The organism is Marinobacter sp. LM1 (genome assembly GCF_042763285.1).
GTDB classification, from domain to species: Bacteria; Pseudomonadota; Gammaproteobacteria; order Pseudomonadales; family Oleiphilaceae; genus Marinobacter; species Marinobacter nauticus.
In genome coordinates this window covers 807627-829174 of record NZ_CP114373.1, presented here as the reverse complement: position 1 = coordinate 829174, position 21548 = coordinate 807627, and the positions used below count along the sequence as shown (strand labels likewise).

Annotated in this window: 18 protein-coding genes and 1 riboswitch; of the genes, 6 read left to right on the top strand and 12 right to left on the bottom strand. The window is 56.9% G+C overall.

Annotated features, from left to right (window positions below):
- Positions 1 to 2 precede the first annotated feature (2 nt).
- The 3 genes from OZ656_RS03870 to hslU all read left to right on the top strand — a co-directional run bounded on the left by OZ656_RS03870 (position 3) and on the right by hslU (position 2615).
- Positions 3 to 647 carry an SPOR domain-containing protein gene (locus OZ656_RS03870; RefSeq protein ID WP_014420562.1) on the top strand — a complete coding sequence of 215 codons (645 nt, stop codon included), beginning with the start codon at positions 3 to 5 and terminating at the stop codon, positions 645 to 647.
- Positions 648 to 738: 91 nt separating this feature from the next.
- On the top strand, positions 739 to 1269 hold the full coding sequence (gene hslV / locus OZ656_RS03865; protein WP_011784337.1) for an ATP-dependent protease subunit HslV: 531 nt from the start codon (positions 739 to 741) through the stop codon (positions 1267 to 1269).
- 14 nt (positions 1270 to 1283) lie between these two features.
- Positions 1284 to 2615, top strand: coding sequence for an HslU--HslV peptidase ATPase subunit (hslU, locus tag OZ656_RS03860; RefSeq protein ID WP_011784336.1), 1332 nt, complete (start codon positions 1284 to 1286; stop codon positions 2613 to 2615).
- An 85-nt stretch (positions 2616 to 2700) separates the two neighbouring features.
- Here the strand turns inward: hslU and OZ656_RS03855 are convergent, their stop codons facing one another.
- The 3 genes from OZ656_RS03855 to OZ656_RS03845 all read right to left on the bottom strand — a co-directional run bounded on the left by OZ656_RS03855 (position 2701) and on the right by OZ656_RS03845 (position 6885).
- Complete coding sequence (locus tag OZ656_RS03855; protein ID WP_183580515.1) at positions 2701 to 3942, bottom strand: patatin family protein; 1242 nt, start codon at positions 3940 to 3942, stop codon at positions 2701 to 2703.
- A gap of 93 nt (positions 3943 to 4035) precedes the next feature.
- Complete coding sequence (gene ptsP, locus OZ656_RS03850; RefSeq protein ID WP_011784334.1) at positions 4036 to 6342, bottom strand: phosphoenolpyruvate--protein phosphotransferase; 2307 nt, start codon at positions 6340 to 6342, stop codon at positions 4036 to 4038.
- A gap of 12 nt (positions 6343 to 6354) precedes the next feature.
- On the bottom strand, positions 6355 to 6885 hold the full coding sequence (locus OZ656_RS03845; protein ID WP_011784333.1) for an RNA pyrophosphohydrolase: 531 nt from the start codon (positions 6883 to 6885) through the stop codon (positions 6355 to 6357).
- A gap of 182 nt (positions 6886 to 7067) precedes the next feature.
- On the opposite strand from OZ656_RS03845, the gene OZ656_RS03840 reads away from it, so the two are divergent.
- The gene (locus OZ656_RS03840) at positions 7068 to 7724 is read left to right on the top strand and encodes an HAD family phosphatase (RefSeq protein ID WP_041656166.1); all 657 of its coding nucleotides are present in this window, start codon (positions 7068 to 7070) and stop codon (positions 7722 to 7724) included.
- 158 nt (positions 7725 to 7882) lie between these two features.
- Here OZ656_RS03840 and OZ656_RS03835 read toward each other — a convergent pair whose 3' ends face one another.
- From OZ656_RS03835 to OZ656_RS03825, 3 genes are read right to left on the bottom strand one after another with little or no spacing between them, the layout of a single operon-like run.
- On the bottom strand, positions 7883 to 9079 hold the full coding sequence (locus OZ656_RS03835; protein WP_183580511.1) for a class I SAM-dependent rRNA methyltransferase: 1197 nt from the start codon (positions 9077 to 9079) through the stop codon (positions 7883 to 7885).
- Positions 9080 to 9085: 6 nt separating this feature from the next.
- Positions 9086 to 9478, bottom strand: coding sequence for a glycine cleavage system protein GcvH (gene gcvH / locus OZ656_RS03830; protein ID WP_022992066.1), 393 nt, complete (start codon positions 9476 to 9478; stop codon positions 9086 to 9088).
- A gap of 47 nt (positions 9479 to 9525) precedes the next feature.
- Positions 9526 to 10416, bottom strand: a complete 891-nt coding sequence (locus tag OZ656_RS03825; RefSeq protein ID WP_379944967.1) for a LysR family transcriptional regulator — start codon at positions 10414 to 10416, stop codon at positions 9526 to 9528.
- A 113-nt stretch (positions 10417 to 10529) separates the two neighbouring features.
- On the opposite strand from OZ656_RS03825, the gene metE reads away from it, so the two are divergent.
- Positions 10530 to 12800: a 5-methyltetrahydropteroyltriglutamate--homocysteine S-methyltransferase gene (gene metE, locus OZ656_RS03820; RefSeq protein ID WP_379944966.1), complete on the top strand. Its 2271-nt coding sequence runs from the start codon at positions 10530 to 10532 to the stop codon at positions 12798 to 12800.
- Positions 12801 to 12863: 63 nt separating this feature from the next.
- On the opposite strand, the gene OZ656_RS03815 is transcribed toward metE, so the two are convergent.
- The 6 genes from OZ656_RS03815 to thiC form a co-directional block, all read right to left on the bottom strand.
- A complete protein-coding gene (locus OZ656_RS03815) occupies positions 12864 to 13442 on the bottom strand; it encodes a DUF2931 family protein (protein WP_199452530.1) in 579 nt (192 codons plus the stop codon).
- A 38-nt stretch (positions 13443 to 13480) separates the two neighbouring features.
- On the bottom strand, positions 13481 to 15541 hold the full coding sequence (locus OZ656_RS03810) for a T6SS phospholipase effector Tle1-like catalytic domain-containing protein (protein ID WP_379944965.1): 2061 nt from the start codon (positions 15539 to 15541) through the stop codon (positions 13481 to 13483).
- A gap of 113 nt (positions 15542 to 15654) precedes the next feature.
- Positions 15655 to 16461, bottom strand: a complete 807-nt coding sequence (gene cpdA / locus OZ656_RS03805; RefSeq protein WP_011784325.1) for a 3',5'-cyclic-AMP phosphodiesterase — start codon at positions 16459 to 16461, stop codon at positions 15655 to 15657.
- 210 nt (positions 16462 to 16671) lie between these two features.
- Positions 16672 to 17157: a DUF1249 domain-containing protein gene (locus tag OZ656_RS03800; protein WP_379944964.1), complete on the bottom strand. Its 486-nt coding sequence runs from the start codon at positions 17155 to 17157 to the stop codon at positions 16672 to 16674.
- Positions 17154 to 17774 carry an NUDIX domain-containing protein gene (locus OZ656_RS03795; RefSeq protein ID WP_379944963.1) on the bottom strand — a complete coding sequence of 207 codons (621 nt, stop codon included), beginning with the start codon at positions 17772 to 17774 and terminating at the stop codon, positions 17154 to 17156. The genes OZ656_RS03800 and OZ656_RS03795 overlap by 4 nt, the downstream gene beginning before the upstream one ends.
- 114 nt (positions 17775 to 17888) lie before the next feature.
- Positions 17889 to 19766, bottom strand: coding sequence for a phosphomethylpyrimidine synthase ThiC (gene thiC, locus OZ656_RS03790; RefSeq protein ID WP_153741306.1), 1878 nt, complete (start codon positions 19764 to 19766; stop codon positions 17889 to 17891).
- A gap of 80 nt (positions 19767 to 19846) precedes the next feature.
- A riboswitch (TPP riboswitch) is annotated at positions 19847 to 19960 on the bottom strand.
- Positions 19961 to 20097: 137 nt separating this feature from the next.
- On the opposite strand from thiC, the gene OZ656_RS03785 reads away from it, so the two are divergent.
- On the top strand, positions 20098 to 21501 hold the full coding sequence (locus tag OZ656_RS03785; RefSeq protein WP_286714899.1) for a TolC family outer membrane protein: 1404 nt from the start codon (positions 20098 to 20100) through the stop codon (positions 21499 to 21501).
- Positions 21502 to 21548: the final 47 nt, after the last annotated feature.

The following is a 21548-nucleotide window of genomic DNA, read 5'->3' as shown; positions in this document are numbered from 1 at the left end:
CCATGGCCAGAGATTACGCCAGGAAAGATCGCCCTGCGGGCAAAGGGGCCGCCGCCAGCAAGCCTGCGGCCAGACCCCGCAAGCCGTCCAAACCCCAAAAGAGTGCACCATCACACTCACAGCATGGCGCGTTGTCTATGAAAACCATCCTGTCTCTGGCCGCCGTGGGTGGCTTCATCGGCTTTATCGTCTACCTGAACACCTTGCCCGGCGGGCCGGAAACGGCCAGGCAAACCCCGATTCAGGAGCAAACCCCGGTAGCGCCCAAGCAACCCGCCAACACCACGGCTAAACAGGATGGCCGGCCGAAAGAGCAGAACTTCCGGTTCTATGAAATGCTGCCGGAATCCGAGGTCGTTCCGCCCAAAGTGGAAGAATATACCCCGGGCCCGGCCATGCAGGAGTTCGATTATGTCGTACAGTCTGGCTCTTTCAGGAGTAAGGAAGACGCCGAGCGACAGCGCGCGCAGATCGCCTTCCAGGGACTCAGGGCTCATGTACAGCGTATTGATCTCGACAACGGAAGTGTTTGGTACCGCGTAAATGTGGGACCATTCAACTCACGCAGCCAGATGAACTCGGCGGTCGACAAACTGGTTACGATCAATATCCAGCCTCTGGTGCGGAAGATCCCGAAAGAAGGCTGAACTTTGTTCAGCCACCTCCCCTGCTCTTGAAATCCCGCCCAGCGCCTCCATAAAGCCAAAATACAAATTCAAACAGGCAACTGGAGCGCCAATGACCACGATAGTTTCCGTACGCCGGGAGAATGAAGTCGCCATGGGCGGTGACGGCCAGGTATCCCTCGGCAACACCGTTATGAAAGGCAATGCCCGAAAGGTACGCCGCCTGTACAACGGCCAGGTAATCGCTGGTTTTGCCGGTGGCACCGCCGATGCCTTCACCTTGTTCGAGCGATTCGAGGCCCAGCTGGAAAAGCACCAGGGCAACCTCACCCGTGCCGCTGTTGAACTGGCCAAAGACTGGCGCACGGACCGAGCCCTGCGCAAACTGGAAGCCCTGCTGGCCGTTGCGGACAAAACCGCCTCCCTGATCATTACCGGCAACGGCGACGTAATCGAGCCGGAGCAGGGGCTGATCGCTATCGGCTCCGGCGGGCCGTTTGCCCAGGCCGCCGCCCGGGCGCTGCTGGAAAATACCGAGCTCAGCGCCCACGAAATCGCCGAGAAGGCGCTCGAAATTGCCGGCGATATCTGCATTTACACCAATCAGAACCGCACTCTGGAAGTGCTGCCCATTAAAGACTGACGACCGGAGCGACCATGTCTGCAATGACTCCCCGAGAGATTGTCCACGAACTGAACAAACACATCGTGGGCCAGGAAGAAGCAAAACGCGCCGTCGCCATTGCCCTGCGTAACCGCTGGCGCCGCATGCAACTGGACAGCAGCCTGCGGGATGAAATCACCCCGAAAAATATCCTGATGATCGGCCCCACCGGTGTCGGCAAAACGGAAATCGCCCGCCGGTTAGCCAAACTGGCGGATGCTCCCTTTCTGAAAGTGGAAGCCACCAAATTTACCGAAGTGGGCTATGTAGGCCGGGATGTTGAGTCCATCATCCGCGACCTGGCCGACATGGCGGTGAAAATGCTGCGCGAACAGGAAATGAAGCGGCATGAACACCGTGCACTGGATGCCGCCGAAGACCGCATTCTGGATGCCCTGCTGCCGCCCCCCAGGGATTTTAACGAAGACAGCCAGCGCACCAATGCGGACTCCTCAACCCGACAGCTTTTCCGCAAGAAACTGAGAGAAGGCGAGCTGGACGACAAGGAAATCGAGATCGATTTGCGCAGCAGTGGAGCCGGCGTGGAGATCATGGCACCTCCGGGTATGGAAGAGATGACCTCTCAACTGCAGAGCATGTTCTCCAACCTGTCTTCGGACAAACGCAAAACCCGCAAGATGAAAGTGGCGGATGCCATGAAGCGGGTGAAGGACGAAGAAGCCGCCAAGCTGGTGAATGAGGAAGAGATCAAGCAGAAGGCCATTCAGGCGGTTGAGCAGAACGGGATTGTCTTTATCGATGAGATCGACAAGGTTGCCAAACGCTCGGAAAACACCTCCTCGGATGTGTCCCGGGAAGGCGTTCAGCGCGACTTGTTGCCTCTGATTGAAGGCAGCACCGTAAGCACCAAATACGGTTCCATTCGGACTGACCACATTCTGTTCATTGCCTCTGGCGCCTTCCACCTGTCCAAGCCCTCTGACCTGATTCCGGAACTGCAGGGCCGCCTGCCGATTCGCGTGGAGCTGCAGGCGCTGACGCCGGACGACTTCAAGCGCATTCTGACCGAACCGGATGCCTCGCTGGTGCAGCAGTATGAAGCGCTGATGGGCACCGAAGGTGTGAAACTGACCTTCGCCGACGATGCCATCGCCCGCATTGCGGAAGTGGCTTACAAGGTGAACGAAACCACCGAGAATATCGGTGCGCGCCGCCTGCATACCGTGCTTGAGCGCTTGCTGGAAAGTCTGTCCTACGACGCTGGCGACCAGGTCACCGATACCTTTGAGGTGACAGCGGACTACGTTGACGAGAAGCTCGGCGAGCTATCTGAAGACGAAGACCTGAGCCGCTACATTCTCTGATTCGCGGTTTCCTGAAATGCCAACAAAAAAGCCGGAGGGGATAACCTCTCCGGCTTTTTCATGCCCGTATCGGCAACATCAGTACTTATTCGGCCTTTGAGAACAGGTGCGTGACGGTACTGAAGCCGCTCGCAATCCGGTTCTTCTCGCCCTGCTTCTTGCGACCTTTGGCCACATACAGGGGCAGCATTTCACCATACAGGCTGGTACTGATAGTTCTCTGCTCATCCTCAAGACGATCCCGGCGCAGCGTAATGCCGTACTTGCGCAGTTTGGGCTCCAGTTCATCTGCCCGCCGGAGCAGATCTCGGCGGGTCATCTGATAGGCGTGTTCACACACCATACGGCGACTCTGGAAGCTGAACACATTTGAGAAAAACAGCTTAGCATCATCCCGGGTAGGTTCAAACAGCAATATGTCCTTATCCGGATAATCACGAGTGTATTGAGCAATACCCGACTGCATACGGGAATAAACCATGGTCCGGAACATCTGGGACAACAGATTCGGCATTCCGGAACGGGTAAGCTCTCCCGGCTTCATGGTCCCCGCGCGCACCGCAGCACTGGCATCGATGGGCACCTGGGGATTGACCGCCAACACCAGATCCGCGCCATCTTCAAAAGCGACCGAGGCATGCAACCCCTTTCTCAGCGTACCGTCCACGTAAAAACGACCATCAATCTCGACCGGCACGTACAGCCCCGGAGATGAAGTACTGGCTTGAACTGCCCGGGATATGGGGACGTGATCGTTCCCGGGCGCACCAAAGCAGACCGCCTCCGTGCTCTCCACGTCTGCAGCAACCACATACAGGCTGCGCTTGAGCTGACGAAAATCATTCGTGCGGCCAAGCATGGTGAAGGCGCGCTTCAGGTACTCGTGCAACCCCTCGTTATCGAAAAGTCCGGCCGGTGCCGCCTGGGCCAGAATGGTCATGGCTTCCAGCAGGCTCTGGTCGTAAGGGTTGTTCACAAACCGGCTGACCGCCGTTGAAAGCAAGCCCGGAACGGCGAGCAGCCGGCGCCCGATCTCACGCAAAGCCGGACGATAGAAAACCTCAGGGTGAAACGGATGAACCTCAGCTTCGTTCCTTACGAAGATGCGGCAAAGCTGGGCTGTGGTCATCTGGTTTGCCAGATTGGCAGCCACAAAAGAGCCGGCATTTACGCCGACATAGACATCGATATTATTGAAATCCAGACCATCCAGGGCTTCGTCCAGAGCCCGCAGGGCACCGATCTCGTAAATACCACCCAGAGGCCCGCCACCGCCAAGGGCGAGGCCAATTCTCGGTGCTGGCTTGAGCTCGGTCGCTGTCTTCATTGCCTGTCCTTATCGGATACTGCTGCAGGATTTCAGTTATCCAACAACCTAACAAGGGAATTTAGAGTGCGCACACTATAACCCTCACAACGCTCAGGAAACGGCCTGTTCTGCCAGTGCTGCCGACGAGGTACGGGCAGGGCGCAAGTAGCGACCAAAACCGGCATTGCGTAACGCCAGATCAACACAGCTCTTGATGACATGAGGCGAATCCAGCAACAGCACATCCTCCAACAGTTGGATGGCCCATTCCCGCCCCACGCTGCGGATCACGGATTTCACTTTCGGCAGACTCGCTGCGTTCATCGACAGGGAGTCATAGCCCATGGCCATCAGCAACAGCGCGCCGCCCGGATCACCCGCCAGTTCGCCACAGATACCCACCGGTTTGCCCACCGAATGGGCATCCTGAGCCACCCGCACCAGCGCCTGCAGCACCGCCGGATGATAGGAGTGATACAGCTGCGCCACCCTCGGGTTATTGCGATCTACCGCCAACAGGTATTGAGTCAGATCGTTGGAGCCCACGGACAGGAAATCTACCCGCTCCGCCAGCTCACGAATCTGGTAAACCGCGGCCGGAATCTCCACCATCACACCCACCTTGGGCATATGAATGTCGTACCCTTCTTCACGAACTTCGTGATAGACCCGATAGATCAGGTGCAGGGACTCCTCCACCTCAGAAATATTGCTGATCATCGGCAACATGATCTGCAGGTTGTTCAGCCCCTCACTGGCCTTGAGCATGGCCCGCACCTGTACCAGGAAGATCTCAGGATGGTCCAGCGTTACCCGGATACCGCGCCAGCCGAGGAACGGGTTTTCTTCCTGTATGGGAAAATAGGTCAGTGCCTTGTCACCGCCAATATCGAGGGTTCGCATGGTCACCGGATTGGGAGCAAAGGCCTCCAGCTGTTCCCGGTAGTATTCCCGCTGCTCCTGCTCTGACGGGAAGCGATCCTTGATCATGAACGGCACTTCTGTGCGGTACAGGCCAATGCCCTCGGCACCATGGGAAAGAGAGCGCACCACGTCGGTCATCAAACCGGTATTAACCAGCAGCGAGACCCGATGACCGTCAGTGGTCTCACAGGGCTTGTCACGCAGCGCTTCAAGGCCCCGAACCAGTTCGTCTTCTTCGTCGCAGATGGCCTGGAAAAAGGCTCTAAGATCCGCCGAGGGAGACGCGAAAATCTGCCCTTCGAAACCATCTACAACCAGTTCCCGGCTATCGAGCTGGTTAACCGGGATGTCTACCAGACCCATCACCGTGGGCACACCCATTGCCCTGGCCAGGATGGCAACATGGGAGTTGCTCGACCCCTTTACCGAGACCAGTCCAACCAATTGCCCTTTGGGCACTTCACCAAGCATGGCCGGCGTCAGCTCTTCACTCACCAGCACGGTACGCTCGGGATACTCCAGATGCTTCTGCTCACCTTCCTGCAGGTGTGAGAGTAGTCGGCGGCCCAGATCACGGATGTCGACTGCGCGTTCTTGCAAGTACAGGTCGTCCATCATCTCGAAATGACGTACGTACTGCTGAACCACCTGTTTCAAGGCACCCTGAGCCCAGACGCCTTCCCGGATTCGATTCGCCACCTCACCCGGTAGCGCCTCATCTCCCAGCATCCGCAGATAGACATCGAACAACGCCTGCTCTTCCGGCCGGAGCTGGGACGCAAGGCGGTTGGCAACGCGCTCGATATCTTCCCGCACCGCCGAAACAGCTGAACGAAAGAGTTCCAGCTCCTGATCGATGTCTTCGGTCGGCTTTTCCGGAACCACATCCAGATCGGCGGCAGGATAAACCACTACGCCCGTTCCAATGGCGACACCCGGCGCTCCGGGAACGCCGCTGAAACTGACATCGCGAGCTTCCTCACCCGTCAGCGACAATCCACTGATGGCACCTGTGGCCTCACTGTGGGCAATCACACCCGCCAACTGGGCTGACACGGTGACCAGAAAAGCTTCTTCACCTTCATCGAAGCAACGGGAACTCTCCCGTTGCTGAACCACCAGCACGCCCAGTACCCGGCGATGGTGAATGATCGGCACCCCCAGAAACGAGCGGAAGCGTTCCTCACCGGTCTCCGGAAAGTAACGATAGCGCGGGTGGGATGGCGCATCTTCAAGATTGATGGGTTCCTCACGGGAACCGACAAGCCCCACCAGACCCTCGGAGTAGGCCAGGCTGACCTGACCCACGGAGTCTTTGTAAAGGCCTTCGGTGGCCATCAGGATGTAGCGATTAGAGGCGGGATCCAGCAGATAAACCGAGCAGACCTCTGTGCCCATGGCCTTTTGCACCCGCGATACAATGATTTCCAACGCCTCCTGGAGATCGCGGGCGCTGTTTACCTCTTGTACTAGACTTCGCAGGATGCTCAGCATGGAGTCAGTCCGTCATTTCTGATGTTCCTTCATACGCCGTGGGTTCTCGGCCCGGTGCCACTGCTCCATGTTATGAAACAGTCTGGGGGCCAGTTCCCTCAACGCGCGTCTGTATACTTCTCGTTTAAATGAAACCACCTGCCCCAACGGATACCAGTAGCTCACCCACTGCCAGCCGTCGAATTCCGGTGAATCCGTGCCATCCACGCGTACATGCGCATCTGGCGATAACATCCTCAGCAGGAACCATTTCTGTTTTTGCCCCACGCATACGGGGTGCGAGTTATGGCGTACCATCCTCCTCGGAAGCCGGTAACGCAGCCAGCCCCGGGTGCAGCTGATGATTTCCACATCGCTGGCACACAGGCCGATTTCCTCTCCAAGCTCCCGGTAGAGTGCATCCTCGGGGGTTTCGTTGTGCTTGATACCGCCCTGAGGAAACTGCCAGGAGTCCTGCCCTATTCGCCTTGCCCAGAGAACTTCTCCCCTGTGGTTGGCCAGAATGATTCCGACGTTGGGTCTGAAACCGTCTGAGTCGATCACGGCACAGTCCTCGTAGTAGTCGGCTGCCGGTCATTTTTTAACCGGCGGAAATTGTCCAAGTTGCTCTCATTCTTACAGAAACCCAAGGCTTCGGCAAACGGAGCTGTTGGCGGCACGTTACTACCATGCCGTGGTAGACTGTCGCCTTTGCCATGATGCCTGTACGGATGGGAGGAGAAGGCTTGACGCTCGCGATTTTTGATCTGGATAACACTTTGCTGGCCGGGGACAGCGACCATGCATGGGGCGAATTCCTGGTGGAAGAGGGCATGGTGGATGCGGAGGAGTACAAGCGGGCCAACGACCGCTTCTATCAGGAATATCTGAATGGAGAGCTGGATGTTTTCCATTACCAGCGCTTTGTCCTGGCCCCCCTCACCCGCCACAATCTGGAAGAGCTTGAAGGCTGGCGGGCTGCTTTCATGGCCAAGAAGGTGCAGCCGATGATGCTGGACAAGGCGGTGAAGTTACTCGCGGATCATCGCGAGCGGGGCCACACGCTGATGATCATTACGGCAACCAGCCGTTTTATTACCGAACCTATTGCCGAAATGCTGGGAGTGGATCATTTGATTGCCACTGAGCCAGAGCTGGTGAACGGGAAATTCACGGGTGAAGTGGCGGGCACCCCGAGTTTTCAGGAGGGCAAGGTGGAGCGGCTGAATGACTGGCTGACTGCCCACGGCGAGAGCCTTGAGGGCGCCTGGTTCTACAGCGATTCCCACAATGATTTGCCGCTGTTGCGGAAGGTGGACAATCCTGTGGCGGTGGACCCGGACCCTACCCTGGAGAAAACGGCAATTGAGAATGGCTGGGCGGTGATGTCTTTGCGGGATTGATCTGGGCTGGTGCTACCGGACCGGCCTGGGGCAGGGAGGGTTCTTCCGGGATACGCTGTGAATACATCCATGTACGCTCGACAAAATCATCCATGATTTTGACGATCCCGGAAGAACCCTCCCTACCCAAGGCCTAAGCTTTTATCGGGTCTGGCAACTCACAGAAATCCAGTCAACGACCGCACAAAGCAGGACTTGATATAGTCCGTCTCCGGAATGCCCGGTACGATCGGATGATCCGGCGCCTGGTGACCCTGTTCCAGCAACTGCACAAACCGGTCGATCTTGCGGCCGCTGCTACGAATAATATCGATCAGCTTTTCCTGGGAAAGGTGCATGGAACAGGAGGCCGACACCAGTAGTCCGTCACGCTCCAGCAGCCGGAGCCCCAATTGATTCAACCGGGCATAAGCCTGCTCACCGGCTTTCTGGTCCCGGCGGCGGGGAATCAGTGCGGGCGGGTCCAGCACCACGATGTCGAATTTTTCCTTTTCGTCCGCCAGGGCTTTCAGGGCATCAAAGGCATCGCCTTCAATGGTATCCACGTTTTCCAGCCCATTCAGTTTGGCGTTGTGGTGTACCGCATCTACAGCGGCTGAGGATGCATCCACGCAGGTCACCTGGGATGCGCCGGCACAAGCGGCCTGAACGCCCCAACCGCCCACGTAACTGAACACATCAAGAACCTTTTTTCCGGGCGCGTAGGCTTGCAGGCGCTGTCGATTCATGCGGTGGTCGTAGAACCAGCCGGTTTTCTGGCCGCCCGCCAGGGGCACTTCAAAGCGGGCGCCGTTTTCTTCCACCAGCACAGTGTCGGCTTCCGGACCGTGGGCAAATTCCACGTATGTATCCAGCCCTTCAACCTTGCGCATTTTTCCATCGTTCTTCAGCACTATGATGCGGGCATGAGCCAGGCGCTGGACGGCACGGACAATAGCCTCCTTCATCTGCTCCATGCCGGCGGTGGAGATCTGCACTACGACGACATCATCGAACCGGTCTACTACCAGGCCAGAGAGACCATCGCTGTCGCCGAATACCCAGCGATAAAAGGGTTTATCAAACAATCGCTCCCGCAGGCTCAGTGCCGCCTCCATGCGATCAGTCAGCCGCTTGGGGGTCATGCCGTGAGCGGCATCACGACTGATCAAACGACCGCAGATCAGGGCATGGGGGTTCACAAACGCTACCCCCATCGGTTTGTCGTTCGATGCCCGAACCTGCACCTGCGCGCCGGGCTGAAACTCCGTCAGCGGGCTGCGGCGGGTATCCACCTCGTTGCTGTACACCCACAAGTGACCGGCCCGGAGACGACGTTCTGCGCCTTTGCGCAGATAGAGAACGGGGAATTCCATCAATAGTTATTCCTCAGCGGCCACGTGTTCAGCGTAGGCAGCCGCATCCATGAGACCTTCCAGCTCGCCTTCGTCGGCCAGCTTTACCTTGAACATCCAGCCATCGCCGTAGGGGTCTTCGTTCACGATTTCCGGCTCGTCTTCCAGCTTTTCATTGATCTCGATGACCTCGCCGGTTACCGGGCTGAAAACGTCTGAGGCGGATTTCACGGATTCTGCCACGCCGGCTTCTTCGCCGCCGTTTACCGTTGCGCCCGTTTCCGGCACACCGATGTAGACCACGTCTCCCAGCTGCTCCTGGGCAAAATCGGTGATGCCCACGGTGGCGGTGCCGTCAGCGTCAACGCGCACCCACTGGTGAGTTTCGATGTACTTCAGATCAGAAGGGATTTCACTCATGATTTGTGTGTCCTGTGATAATTTTCCGCGCAGTTTAACCGAAGAGATTAGTTCCAGCGAATGCTGCGGGCCAGCTTCACGAACGCGTTCAGATAATCCACCGCCTCATCACGCTCCCGGAAACCCAGAAAAATCTGTTTTGGCATACCTTGTTGACCGAGTTTCAGGGCTCTGATGGGCATGTTCCGGGCATAGTCATCCACCAGCCAGCGAGGTAACGCGCTCACCCCCCGCCCTGCAGCGACCATCTGCAACATGATATCGGTGGTCTCAATGGTCTTATGGCGTGCCGGTGCGGTATGCGCCGGCAGAAAAAACCGCGTGAAGATGTCCAGACGCTCTACTGCCACCGGATAAGTAATCAGCGTTTCTTTTTCGAGTTGATGCGGCTCTACCCATTTTTCATCGGCAAGCGAATGATCTTCCGACACCACCAACACCTGTTCATAATCGAACACGGGCTCAAAACGTACACCGGGCTTATGCAACGGGTCCGGGGTAACCAGCAAGTCGATATCATGACCAAACAACGCGCCCATGCCGCCGAACTGGAACTCCTGTTTCACATCCACATCGACATCCGGCCACTGCTGCAAGTAAGGGCCTACTACTCTCAGAAGCCATTGATAGCAGGGGTGACACTCCATGCCAACTCGCAAGCTGCCGCGCTGCCCTTGGGCAATCTGGTGAATCTGCATCTCAGCGTGTTCAAACTGCGGGAGCAAACGATTGGCCAATGCCAGCAGTTGATGACCAGCCTGAGTCAAACGCAACTGGCGCCCCTCGCGGAGCCAGACCGGCGTGCCCAGTTGCTGCTCCAGCTTGCGAATAGCATGGGACAGCGCCGACTGAGTGAGGTGTAGCTGTTCCGCCGCCGCCGTCAGTGAACCCTGGCGCTCCACGGCTCGCATAATCTCTAGATGGTGCCGCTCGACCATGGCCTCTCCGTGAATTTTTCTCATGATTTGGTGAAATAATACCATTTTTATTCATGTAAAAGCCCGCTTAACCTTGAGACCTCATTCAACGCACAAGATTCAAGGACTCGATCATGGCAACCACACATAACCTCGGCTTCCCCCGTATCGGTGGCCAGCGTGAGCTGAAATTCGCGCTGGAAGACTATTGGGGCGGCCGGCAAACCGAACAGGAACTGGCCATCACGGCGGCCGATCTGCGCAGGCGCCACTGGCAGCAACAAGCCGGGCTGGATTACGTGCCGGTGGGCGATTTCTCCCTGTATGACCAGGTGCTGGATATGTCCGTCACTCTGGGTAACCTCCCGGCCCGGGCTGCCAGCAAAGAAGGCTCGGACCTTGACGCTTACTTCCGCGCCGCCCGTGGCCGGGGTGCCAGTGATAGCCCCTGCTGCGCCACCGCCGCTGGCGAGATGACCAAGTGGTTTGACACCAACTATCACTACATCGTGCCAGAGCTGACGGCTGACACCCACTTTGAACTCAATCCGGAACGACTGTTAACACAACTGTCCGAAGCCCGGAAACAGGGACTCAACGCAAAACCCGTGATTATTGGGCCGGTAACCTATCTCTGGCTGGGAAAAACCTCGGACGGAAGCAATCCTCTGGATTTGCTGGAGCGCCTGCTACCGGTGTACTCCCAACTCTTGGAAGCCCTGGCGGATGCCGGTGCGGAATGGGTTCAGATTGACGAACCTGCCCTGGTCACGGATCTGGACGCCAACTGGCGCTATGCCTTCAATCTGGCTTACCACCAGCTCAAAGCGAACCGCCCGAAACTGCTATTAGCCACCTATTTCGGCGAGCTCAGGGACAATCTTCAACTGGCGTGCGAATTGCCCGTTGCAGGCCTGCACATTGATGCTATCAGCGCCCCGGCTGAAGTCAGTCGCGTGGCGGACTGGCTACCTAGCCACAAGGTGCTTTCGCTCGGGGTGGTCAACGGTCGCAACATCTGGAAATCGGATCTGAACAGCACTCTGGGCTGGTTGGAACCCCTGAACGAAAAACTGGGGCAACGTCTGTGGCTGGCACCAACCTGCTCGCTTCTGCATGTCCCTGTCGATCTCTCCCGGGAACAGGAACTAGATCGCGACATTCGCAACTGGCTGGCGTTTGCGGTTCAGAAACTCGACGAACTGAAGATTCTCGCCAGAGCACTGAACGAGGGCCGCAGCAGCGTGCGCGCCGAGCTGGCAGACAATCAATTGGCCATCGATAGCCGCCGCAGCTCCCATCGCGTGACCAATCCGGAGGTTCGAAAGGCCGTTGCCGCCGCCACGTCTGAGCTTGGCAATCGCCAGAGTCCCTACCCTCAGCGGATCGTCCGCCAGCGGGAGAGACTAAACCTGCCCGCCTTCCCGACCACGACCATCGGATCTTTCCCGCAAACCCGCGAGATTCGACAGGCGCGACTGCAATTCCGTAAGGGCGAGCTGAGCGAAAAGGCTTACATCGAACAAATGCGAGCAGAAATCGTTCGTTGCGTGGAAGAGCAGGAAAAGCTCGGACTGGATGTCCTGGTACACGGCGAACCCGAACGTAATGACATGGTGGAATACTTTGGCGAGCAACTGGACGGCTATGCCTTCACGCGCTTCGGCTGGGTTCAGTCTTACGGTTCGCGCTGCGTGAAACCTCCGATTCTGTTTGGCGATATCCGCCGACCCCAGGCCATGACCGTGGAATGGATCCGCTATGCCCAGTCGCTGACGGACAAACCAGTGAAAGGGATGCTGACCGGCCCGGTGACGATTCTGAACTGGTCTTTCGTGCGGGATGATCAGCCTCGCAAGGATTCCTGCCTGCAACTGGCCCTGGCAATTCGCGAGGAGGTTCAGGATCTGGAACAAGCCGGCGTGAACATCATCCAGATCGACGAAGCCGCTCTGCGCGAAGGTCTGCCGCTGAGAAAGTCGGACTGGGCAAGGTATCTGGAGTGGGCAATCAACAGCTTCCGCATCGCCGCCAACGGCGTAGATGACAGCACCCAGATCCATACCCATATGTGCTACTCGGAATTCAACGACATCATCGAAGCCATTGCCCGTATGGATGCCGATGTCATCACCATCGAGACCTCTCGGTCAGACATGGAACTGCTGGATGCGTTCCGGAGCTTTGAATACCCCAACGACATTGGTCCGGGCGTATACGACATCCATTCGCCCAACATTCCAGACAAGGAACATATCATCAACCTGATGACTCTGGCGGCTGAACGTATCCCCGCAGAACGGCTGTGGATTAACCCGGACTGCGGCCTGAAAACGCGGAAATGGGAAGAAGTGACGCCGGCACTGGAAACCATGGTAGCGGCAGCGCGGGAACTGAGAAGCTAGGTTTCACAAGCGGCAATCTGTGGGTGCGCCCAAGAAAATGCACCCGCAGATTTAGCGGTGCGGCTACCACTTGTCGAGCTGCAAGCCGTGCTCTTCCAGGTAATCGCCATGCTCCTCCAGATAAGACGCTGTGGCACTGGCAAAGTCATCGGGGTCACCATCAACCTCAGTGGCTGATACACGCATCACCTCCACTGCGTTACTTCGCTGGCTCATCATCCACATTACGACCTGGCCGCCGGGGGCCAGCCCAAGTACCAGTGAGCTCCGAGGCCTCAAGCCGGTTGTTCCGTCCGGATATGAGTGTGCGGCTGGCTTACGCATCTTGTCTTGAAGACCCTCCGGAACACGAATCAACGAGAAATAGAATTTTTGCTCTGCAAATGAAAACCAATGAAGGGCGATCAGGCTGGGGAAGGGAGACATTTCGCCACCGCCAACCCGGCGGGGGCCAAATTCCCCAATCCAGCAACAAGAAACTGAACCAACAGGGTACCACCAGCTCCTTTCACCAGGTTTTTCCAATTGCAGATGCACAACCCGCATCTGGTATTGCTTAGGTGCGGCGACACCAATGTATAGCGGAGACTCGTCTTTCGTCCAAGTGGAGCAGCCGGCAATAGCAAAGGCTAGTGCGAGCATTAATGCAATCCTTAGCAATCTACACATTACGAAATCTCTCAATTGTTGGGATGGATGGTTCGCTTTCCAGAGTCTGCCGGCGCATTTGGGCTAAAGTGTCGTCCGAGACGAAAAGTGGCTACGAGGCCCTTCACCATTGTTCGAAGGGGATTATAGTTCGCTGAATAGTGAGTATATCGCTGACGAATCAGTGCGCGCTGCTCTGTGCTTAGCGAAGGGCTGTCGGAACCGGAGGCAACCTGATCAAGAATTGTTTCAGCAATTGACTCCAAATCCTCTGGCAATTTTGCCCCGTCGCTACTATTGATATCACGGAATGGGACACCGGCTTCCTTTGCCAGTTCACACATTACTTTTAACGCTATAAGTGAATACTCTCCCCGAACCTCACGAATCATTCGCAACGCCAATTCAACCCGACCGTCAGGCGCCGGATGAGATGAGACTTTTTTGTAGATTCCCAAGTAGGAATCCGCCTCAGCGCCAAACCCAGCGGTCGCTGAGTCATATCTTTCGGACAATTGATCTGGTGAACTACGCTCTCCAACCCAGCCTTCTGAGACAATTGTCGACCTGAGTTCCTCCAGATTATCCCACTGCATAGTCTGTTCCGGCCAACGATGCCGACTGGTTGGAATCAAATGGTATGGGGTCAGGAGGACATCCTCGCGTTGCGCATCTGGATAACCTCCTCCGATATCTGAATGTACACCAGGCAAAGATATTTCACGGAATGCCTCTGGCAGACTCCCATCAGCATTACGTAGGCTATTCAGGGAAAAGTTTTTCCTGACTTCGTCGGCGGCAACAATATGCACAGCGCGCTCAACATGTGCCGGGTCGAGGGAGACCCTTACAGGTTCATTCAGACTATTGCCGGGCGCAAAATCCAGCAATAACGGATTCACGATAGCCGCAACCGTATCGAATAGCCCAACAAAGCGAATTTTTGTTTCTTCAGGCCAATCAATACCCTCTTTTCGAAATGCCTCACCCAGCGCCCCACTCTGCCCCTTCTGTATTTCGTATACGGCATGACGCGCGGATGCCGCTCCGCGACTAAATCCGAACAAATCAACCTTCAGAACTCTAATCTGTCCAGGAAGCTCCAGCTCACTAACTCGGTTCGCAGCATTGGCGAAAACATCGCGAACCTGACTAACTATACCCGTCTCACCCATTCCTGAAATCGATCCAACCAGCGAATCACCTTCGCCAGTTTTAGTACCAATTCCAGGTGCATAGACCCATAGCCGATGGATTACTCGATTCCCAGACTTATCTTTAGTTTCGGCATAATGAGTAGCCAGTTTCGCCACATTACTCGGCGCATTGCCATAACTCCCACCCATTGCCAGAGACAATCGATACTCACACTCCTCCAGGGAAATATCGCCGCGCTCAAAGGCCTCAACGCACTCGGTCGCCACGCGCTCCTCCAGTTCCCTGGAGTTTTCAGCATTGTTGAGGGTGCCATCAGTAAAGATGCCGATTTCGAGATGGATTTCCGGAGGTGCTTCGGTGGTGGAAGATTCGGTCGTCTTGGTCAATGAAGACACAGGCAAGACGTTATTCGAAAATAAACTGGCTGCGCCGCCGGATTGAACGTCTTGCCGCAAAGCCTGCTCGCGCTGTTTAAGGCGATACTCCATCGCGAAATAGCCTGAAGGCAGGCTTCCCACGCCCATACTGCCCTGAGCACTCAAATCTCCCGGAGTAATAACGTGCTGATTCAGAGCGTTTACTCCGGCGATGATTTCGGGATCGACTCCGGCCTCTGTCACTTGCCAACGACCCTCGCCTCTCTCCCCCTCACGCCAACGCACGACGGGTGAGGATGGTGCGCCATCAATACTGTCAAAAACCAGAAGAAGTCGCCCATCCCGTATTTCCCGGAGGACATTTTCGATATGCGTATTGCGCTGTTCCTTAAACGCACGTGCTCCCAGACCGTAAGTTGCCGGCCGTCCAAGCAGACGCTCAAGGTTCAGGTTGGGGTCGTTCTGAATAAAACCGCGGGCTTTTTCCAAGGCAAAGAAGGGCGATTCCAGCCCTGGCAGATCTGCAGCCTGCAGATCCTGAGGTTGTATGATTTTCATTGCGTGTCATCCGTTGACGGGTGCTGATTTTCCCTGTGAAATCCCTTTCACAGGGATGTCATATTATCAAAGTCGTCAACGTAAACCGTGATCTGCCTTCAGCCAGGCCCGAATCAATACCCGGTACTCTTCTCATCCAGGTCAAACTCGAAACTGGCCGCCCGGCGGACTTCCGTTTTGAAGCATCCCGAGGGGTCAAGTTCCAGCCAGCGATAGCCGGGGGCCAAAGGCTCCACGGCAAAGTCGCTGGATCCTGTGGCAAACTGGATGCAGGTGGAGGGTGTAGCCAGCAGACATGCACCATTGCGCTGCTGTTCAAGCTCTTGATGAATATGACCCCATAGCACCACACGAACCTGCGGATGCCGGTCAATCACTTGCCAGAAGGCGTCCCGGTTTTTGAGCCCGATTTTTTCCATCCAGTCTGAGCCGATATCCACCGGGTGGTGATGCAGGCAAACCATAGCAGGCAGCTCTGGCCGTTCGGACAGAGCCCGATCGAGAAAACTCAATTCATCGGCCGAAAGCTCACCAAACACTTTGCCGTGTACCGAGGAATCCAGCATGACAAACTGCCAGCCGCCCTGTATCCATTGTTTCTGATCAGAGCCGGTCTCCGCCGCAATCGCAGACAACAGCGCAGAATCGTCGTGATTACCAGCAATCCAGAGCGAGGGGCAATCAAACGCCTGCAGTTGTTCACCGAAATACCGGTAGGCCTCCGGCGATGCATCCTGGGTGAGGTCTCCGGTGGCAAGAATCAGGTCGGGCTGGCCGTGATTGCGAAGCACTTCGCCAATCACCGCCGCCAGGCTGTCACGGGTGTTGACTCCCAGCAAGGCGCCATCCGCAGACGCCATCAGGTGCGGATCGGTAAGCTGCAACACATTGAGTGGGCGCGCCGTTGTGGGTTTGGTCATGCCAGGCCTGTTCTGTTTTCTGCAAGCAGTTGATAATCCAGACAAGTGTACGATGGCTGAGTTCAGATTGATTGTTCACGAATGGAAGGTGGATCACATTCTGACCAGCGGCACGCTAGATTTTGCAGTATTTGACAACTCTGCCACAGGTCCGACAACCGACTTTATAGACTTTCGGCGAACTGAGAAACCGTGCAGAGATGATGTCTTTCAATCGATGCCTTCGCCCGCCGACCAGGCTGCATGCTCCATCGGCAGATGCCCGAAGCGCAGGCAGTAGTCCAGCCAATCGGCAAGGAAGCCATTCACCTGAACCTTTTCATCCGGGTGGTGCATGAACCGGTTGGGATAGTCATTCACGGGCGCAATCTGTCGCTGCCGGTAGCAGCTGATTACTTCGGCCATCAAGGCATCGTGATAAACACGAACGGTCATCCGGGGGTTGTTCAGCCACCGACCAATGTTGTGGACTTGTTCCAGCAACAGGGTTTCGGTGAATCTGGCCGTCTGCAGCACTTCAATCCGCACTCTGCCCAGGTACTGGTTCTCCCGGTGCAGTTCGAACTCGCATACGGGCTTGCCGTCAGCCTCAAGCTGGCGCAGCTTGCGCAGGCGCTGATAGTTGCCGTCGCAGAGTGCTCCCAACTGGCGCAGATCCGGCACATATTGCCTGGGCCGCTTTACCCACTCCGTCATGCTTGCCACTCCCGCCGCAACCGCTCCCTGTTCAGTTGCAGCCACTGGATGGCAATAATCGCGGCGGCGTTATTGATGCGGCCATCGGCAATCATGGCGAAGCATTCATCAGCCGAAACCACGTGGCTGAGAATGTCCTCATGCTCATGCTCCATGCCAAAAACACCACCGGCCTCGGCGCTGCTGATCTGACCACAATAGAGGTGAATCATTTCCGTGGTGCCGCCGGGGGACACCAGATAATCGCAGATTTTGTCCAGGCGACTGAAACTCAGCCCAGCCTCTTCCTGACCTTCTCGCTGAGCCACCTCTTCCGGGCTCTCACCATCCTCATTCATACCAGCAACAAGCTCCAGTAACCAGGGGGACTGATTACGGCCGAGCGCACCCAGACGAAACTGCTCCAGAAGTACAACCTCGTCGCGCCCCGGATCGTATGGCAGCACGCAGGTGGCATCACCTCGGATGAACAGTTCCCGGCTAAAAACGGGCATGTCGCGGCCATCGAAGCGCGGATGTGTCAGCCAGAGTTTGTCCATGCGGAAGAAGCCCTGGAACACAGTTTCGCGCATTTCAACTTTGACATCACTGGCGTTGAACTGGAATGGTTTTGGCATTACTGCTTCCGGTTGCACATTCGGCCTTGAACGATAGCCGGAGCCACGGCGGGGTGCAAGTTAACACCCCGCCAGGCTCGGATTCACGCTATGGCGGAAGCATGCAGATGCGGGTCAGACCTTGTCGTAGATCTTGCTGCCTGATTCCACGAATTCCCGCGATTTCGCCTGCATACCGGCGTCAATCGCCGATACCTCATCAATGCCTTGCTCTGCCGCGTAGTCCCGGACTTCCTGGGAGATCTTCATGGAGCAGAACTTAGGCCCGCACATGGAGCAGAAATGCGCCACCTTGGCCGATTCCTTGGGAAGGGTTTCGTCGTGGTAGGCGCGGGCGGTGTCCGGGTCCAGGCCGAGGTTGAACTGGTCTTCCCAGCGGAACTCGAAGCGGGCCTTGGACAGCGCGTTGTCGCGGATCTGGGCGCCTGGGTGGCCTTTGGCGAGATCGGCAGCGTGGGCGGCGATTTTGTAGGTGATGATGCCGGTTTTTACGTCGTCTTTGTTGGGCAGGCCCAGATGCTCTTTCGGGGTGACGTAGCAGAGCATGGCGCAGCCATACCAGCCGATCATCGCCGCGCCGATGCCGGAGGTGATGTGGTCATAGCCCGGGGCAATATCCGTGGTCAACGGGCCGAGGGTGTAGAACGGCGCCTCGTCGCAGCATTCCAGCTGCTTATCCATGTTTTCTTTGATCAGGTGCATGGGCACGTGGCCGGGGCCTTCGATCATGCACTGGACGTCGTGTTTCCAGGCAATTTTGGTCAGCTCACCCAGGGTTTCCAGTTCGCCGAACTGGGCTGCGTCGTTGGCGTCGGCGATGGAGCCGGGGCGCAGGCCGTCGCCAAGGCTGAAAGAGACATCGTAGGCTTTCATGATTTCGCAGATGTCTTCGAAATGCTCATACAGGAAGCTTTCTTTGTGGTGCGCCAGGCACCACTTGGCCATGATGGAACCACCCCGGGAAACGATGCCGGTGGTGCGTTTGGCGGTGAGGGGCACGTGGTGTAAACGAACACCCGCGTGGATGGTGAAGTAATCCACGCCTTGCTCGGCTTGTTCGACCAGGGTGTCCCGGAAGATTTCCCAGGTCAGGTCTTCCGCAACGCCGCCCACCTTTTCCAGCGCCTGATAGATAGGCACGGTGCCGATGGGAACCGGGGAGTTGCGGATGATCCATTCGCGGGTTTCGTGGATGTTCTTGCCGGTAGACAGGTCCATCACCGTATCGGAACCCCAGCGGATCCCCCAGGTCAGTTTTTCTACTTCGTCTTCGATGGACGAGGTCACCGCCGAGTTGCCGATGTTGCCGTTGATTTTCACCAAAAAGTTGCGACCGATGATCATCGGCTCGGTTTCCGGGTGGTTGATGTTGGCGGGAATGATGGCTCGGCCGCGGGCCACTTCGTCCCGAACAAACTCGGGAGTGATTTCAGGCGGCAGGTTAGCACCGAAGGACTGGCCGGGGTGCTGGTCCGCCAGCAAGCCGTTGGCCCGGGCTTCCTGCAGTTTCATGTTTTCCCGGATGGCAACGTATTCCATCTCCGGTGTAATGATGCCCTGGCGAGCATAGTGCATCTGGGATACGTTTCGTCCGGGCTTGGCGCGCAGTGGCTTTCGCTCGTCCATAAACCGAAGGGGATCAAGCTGAGGGTCTTTCATGCGGCGGCGGGTGAATTCGGAGGTGTAGCCGTCCAGTTGCTCTACATCGCCCCGTTCGGCAATCCAGGCGGCACGAACCGGCGGCAAGCCCTTACGCAGATCAATAGTGGCTTCCGGGTCTGTGTAGGGCCCGGAGGTGTCGTACACCACCACTGGCGGGTTCTTTTCGCCACCCATTTCAGTGGGGGTGTCGCCCACGGTAATTTCCCGCATTGGCACCCGCAGATCAGGTCGGCTACCCTGCACGTATATTTTTCGTGAGCTTGGTAATGGTTTGATTGCTGCGGAGTCTACTTTTGCGGAGTCGCTGAGGTATGCTGGTAAGTCCGTCATGAAATGCTCCCGGTTGCTCTTGTGGTATCGGGTCGCGTATGACGGAGTTGCGACAAATAGCCCTACAGGCATGGTGTCGCGGTTCATCTGGCCTTAATCCCTACGCCGGTATTATCCGGATCAGGTCGCGGGTTCTGCGTTGCAATCTCAGCCGATCGCCAGTTTATGGCGAATCAGCACCCCGTCAAGACGCGATTCTGAATTGGTTTGCCCACAAAATACGTGGACTTAGCAAGTCTAGAGACGGGAACGATTATTGTCCATAATGGTCAACCAATACCTTTGGGTCATTGCCGGGCAGATTCCCGGAGTCAGTATTTCAGGAGAACCAATGAAAAAACGTTTACTTCCAGGATTGATCACCCTGCTCGCAGCCCAGCCCGCTTTCTCTCTGGATCTTGTGGAGGCTTATGAGCAGGCACTGTCATATGACTCCGGCATTGCCTCTGCCATGGCACAGTTCCAGGCCCAGCAGGCAACCAGCGATGTCAGCAAGAGCGCCCTGCTGCCCAAAATCTCGGCGGTTGGGTCAGCAAGCTACACACGTTTCAAGCCCAGGAATATACCCGGGGGGGCAAACGCCGATGAGCTGGTGCGGCAACTCTTCGCGGGAGACAGTTATCGAACCTACCGCTACGGCGTCGAGCTGACCCAGCCACTGTTCCGGGCTCAAGACTGGTTCAGCTACGAAGCCAGCCAGTTCCAGGCCGAGGCGGCCGAGGCCCAGTACAACCTGGCCCAGCAACAACTGATTCTGGATGTGGCAACCGCCTACTTCGATGTCCTGCGCGCCAAGGACACCGTCACAACCGCAAAAGCGACTGAAACGGCCATCCAGCGCCAGTACGAACAGGCCCGGGAACGGTTTGACGTGGGGCTCATTGCCGTCACCGAAGTCTATGAAGCGCGTGCCAGCTACGACGATGCCAGGAGCCAGCGCATCGCCGCCGACAACGACCTGAATGTGGCCAGGGAACAACTGGCCCGGTTAACCGGAGAATATCCGGACGCCATGGAAAATCTCAGGCAGAATTTTCCGCTCGGGCGCCCGGAGCCCATGGATCCGACTTCGTGGGAAGCAACCGCGGTGGAGCAAAACTGGTCTATTCAGGCGGCCCTGAGGCAACTCAATGCCAGCGAAGCCAGCCTGAAAGCGGCAAAGTCCGGTCATTTGCCAACCCTTGAGCTGAGCGCCTCCTACCAGGAAACCAGTCTGGAGAACGCCCTTTTTACCCAGCAGGAGCGCAGCCAGTCCGTTGCCTCACTGTCACTGACCATCCCGCTCTACACGGGCGGCGGCACCCAGGCCGGCGCCCGGGAACAGCGTTCGCTGGTCACCGCCGCCGAACAGGACCTGAATACGGTGCGCCGGGATGTACAGGTGAACACCCGCAGCCTGTTCCTGACCGTGAACAACAACGTGGAGACAGCCTCTGCCCTTGAGCAAACCATCATCTCCCGCCGCAGTGCACTGGATGCAACCCGCGCCGGCTATGATGTAGGTACCCGGAACATTGTGGAAGTGCTGGATGCAGAACGTGCGTACTACGTGGCGCTGCGGGATTACGCCAACGCCCGCTATGACTACGTGATCAACACCCTGAAACTGAAGCAGGCGGCAGGCACCCTGAGCCCGCAGGATCTGATTGACCTGAACAACTGGCTCAGCGAAGGCGCCCGGGGCATTGAAGCCCTGGCCGAAGAAGGAAAGACACTGGACGATCCGGTGCAGTAAATCGGGCAGCTTGCAGAATATTCCGGGTGCCAGTGCGGCACCCGGAG

Bases quoted from the DNA above. Each gene is read 5' to 3' on its own strand.
- OZ656_RS03870 (WP_014420562.1), top strand. From the start codon at position 3: ATGGCCAGAGATTACGCCAGGAAAGATCGCCCTGCGGGCAAAGGGGCC.
- OZ656_RS03855 (WP_183580515.1), bottom strand. From the start codon at position 3,942: ATGAAGACAGCGACCGAGCTCAAGCCAGCACCGAGAATTGGCCTCGCC.
- hslV (WP_011784337.1), top strand. From the start codon at position 739: ATGACCACGATAGTTTCCGTACGCCGGGAGAATGAAGTCGCCATGGGC.
- OZ656_RS03815 (WP_199452530.1), bottom strand. From the start codon at position 13,442: ATGCTCGCACTAGCCTTTGCTATTGCCGGCTGCTCCACTTGGACGAAA.
- gcvH (WP_022992066.1), bottom strand. From the start codon at position 9,478: ATGAGTGAAATCCCTTCTGATCTGAAGTACATCGAAACTCACCAGTGG.
- thiC (WP_153741306.1), bottom strand. From the start codon at position 19,766: ATGACGGACTTACCAGCATACCTCAGCGACTCCGCAAAAGTAGACTCC.
- OZ656_RS03785 (WP_286714899.1), top strand. From the start codon at position 20,098: ATGAAAAAACGTTTACTTCCAGGATTGATCACCCTGCTCGCAGCCCAG.
- OZ656_RS03835 (WP_183580511.1), bottom strand. From the start codon at position 9,079: ATGGAATTCCCCGTTCTCTATCTGCGCAAAGGCGCAGAACGTCGTCTC.
- ptsP (WP_011784334.1), bottom strand. From the start codon at position 6,342: ATGCTGAGCATCCTGCGAAGTCTAGTACAAGAGGTAAACAGCGCCCGC.
- OZ656_RS03800 (WP_379944964.1), bottom strand. From the start codon at position 17,157: ATGACGGAGTGGGTAAAGCGGCCCAGGCAATATGTGCCGGATCTGCGC.
- OZ656_RS03795 (WP_379944963.1), bottom strand. From the start codon at position 17,774: ATGCCAAAACCATTCCAGTTCAACGCCAGTGATGTCAAAGTTGAAATG.
- OZ656_RS03810 (WP_379944965.1), bottom strand. From the start codon at position 15,541: ATGAAAATCATACAACCTCAGGATCTGCAGGCTGCAGATCTGCCAGGG.
- cpdA (WP_011784325.1), bottom strand. From the start codon at position 16,461: ATGACCAAACCCACAACGGCGCGCCCACTCAATGTGTTGCAGCTTACC.
- metE (WP_379944966.1), top strand. From the start codon at position 10,530: ATGGCAACCACACATAACCTCGGCTTCCCCCGTATCGGTGGCCAGCGT.
- hslU (WP_011784336.1), top strand. From the start codon at position 1,284: ATGTCTGCAATGACTCCCCGAGAGATTGTCCACGAACTGAACAAACAC.
- OZ656_RS03825 (WP_379944967.1), bottom strand. From the start codon at position 10,416: ATGGTCGAGCGGCACCATCTAGAGATTATGCGAGCCGTGGAGCGCCAG.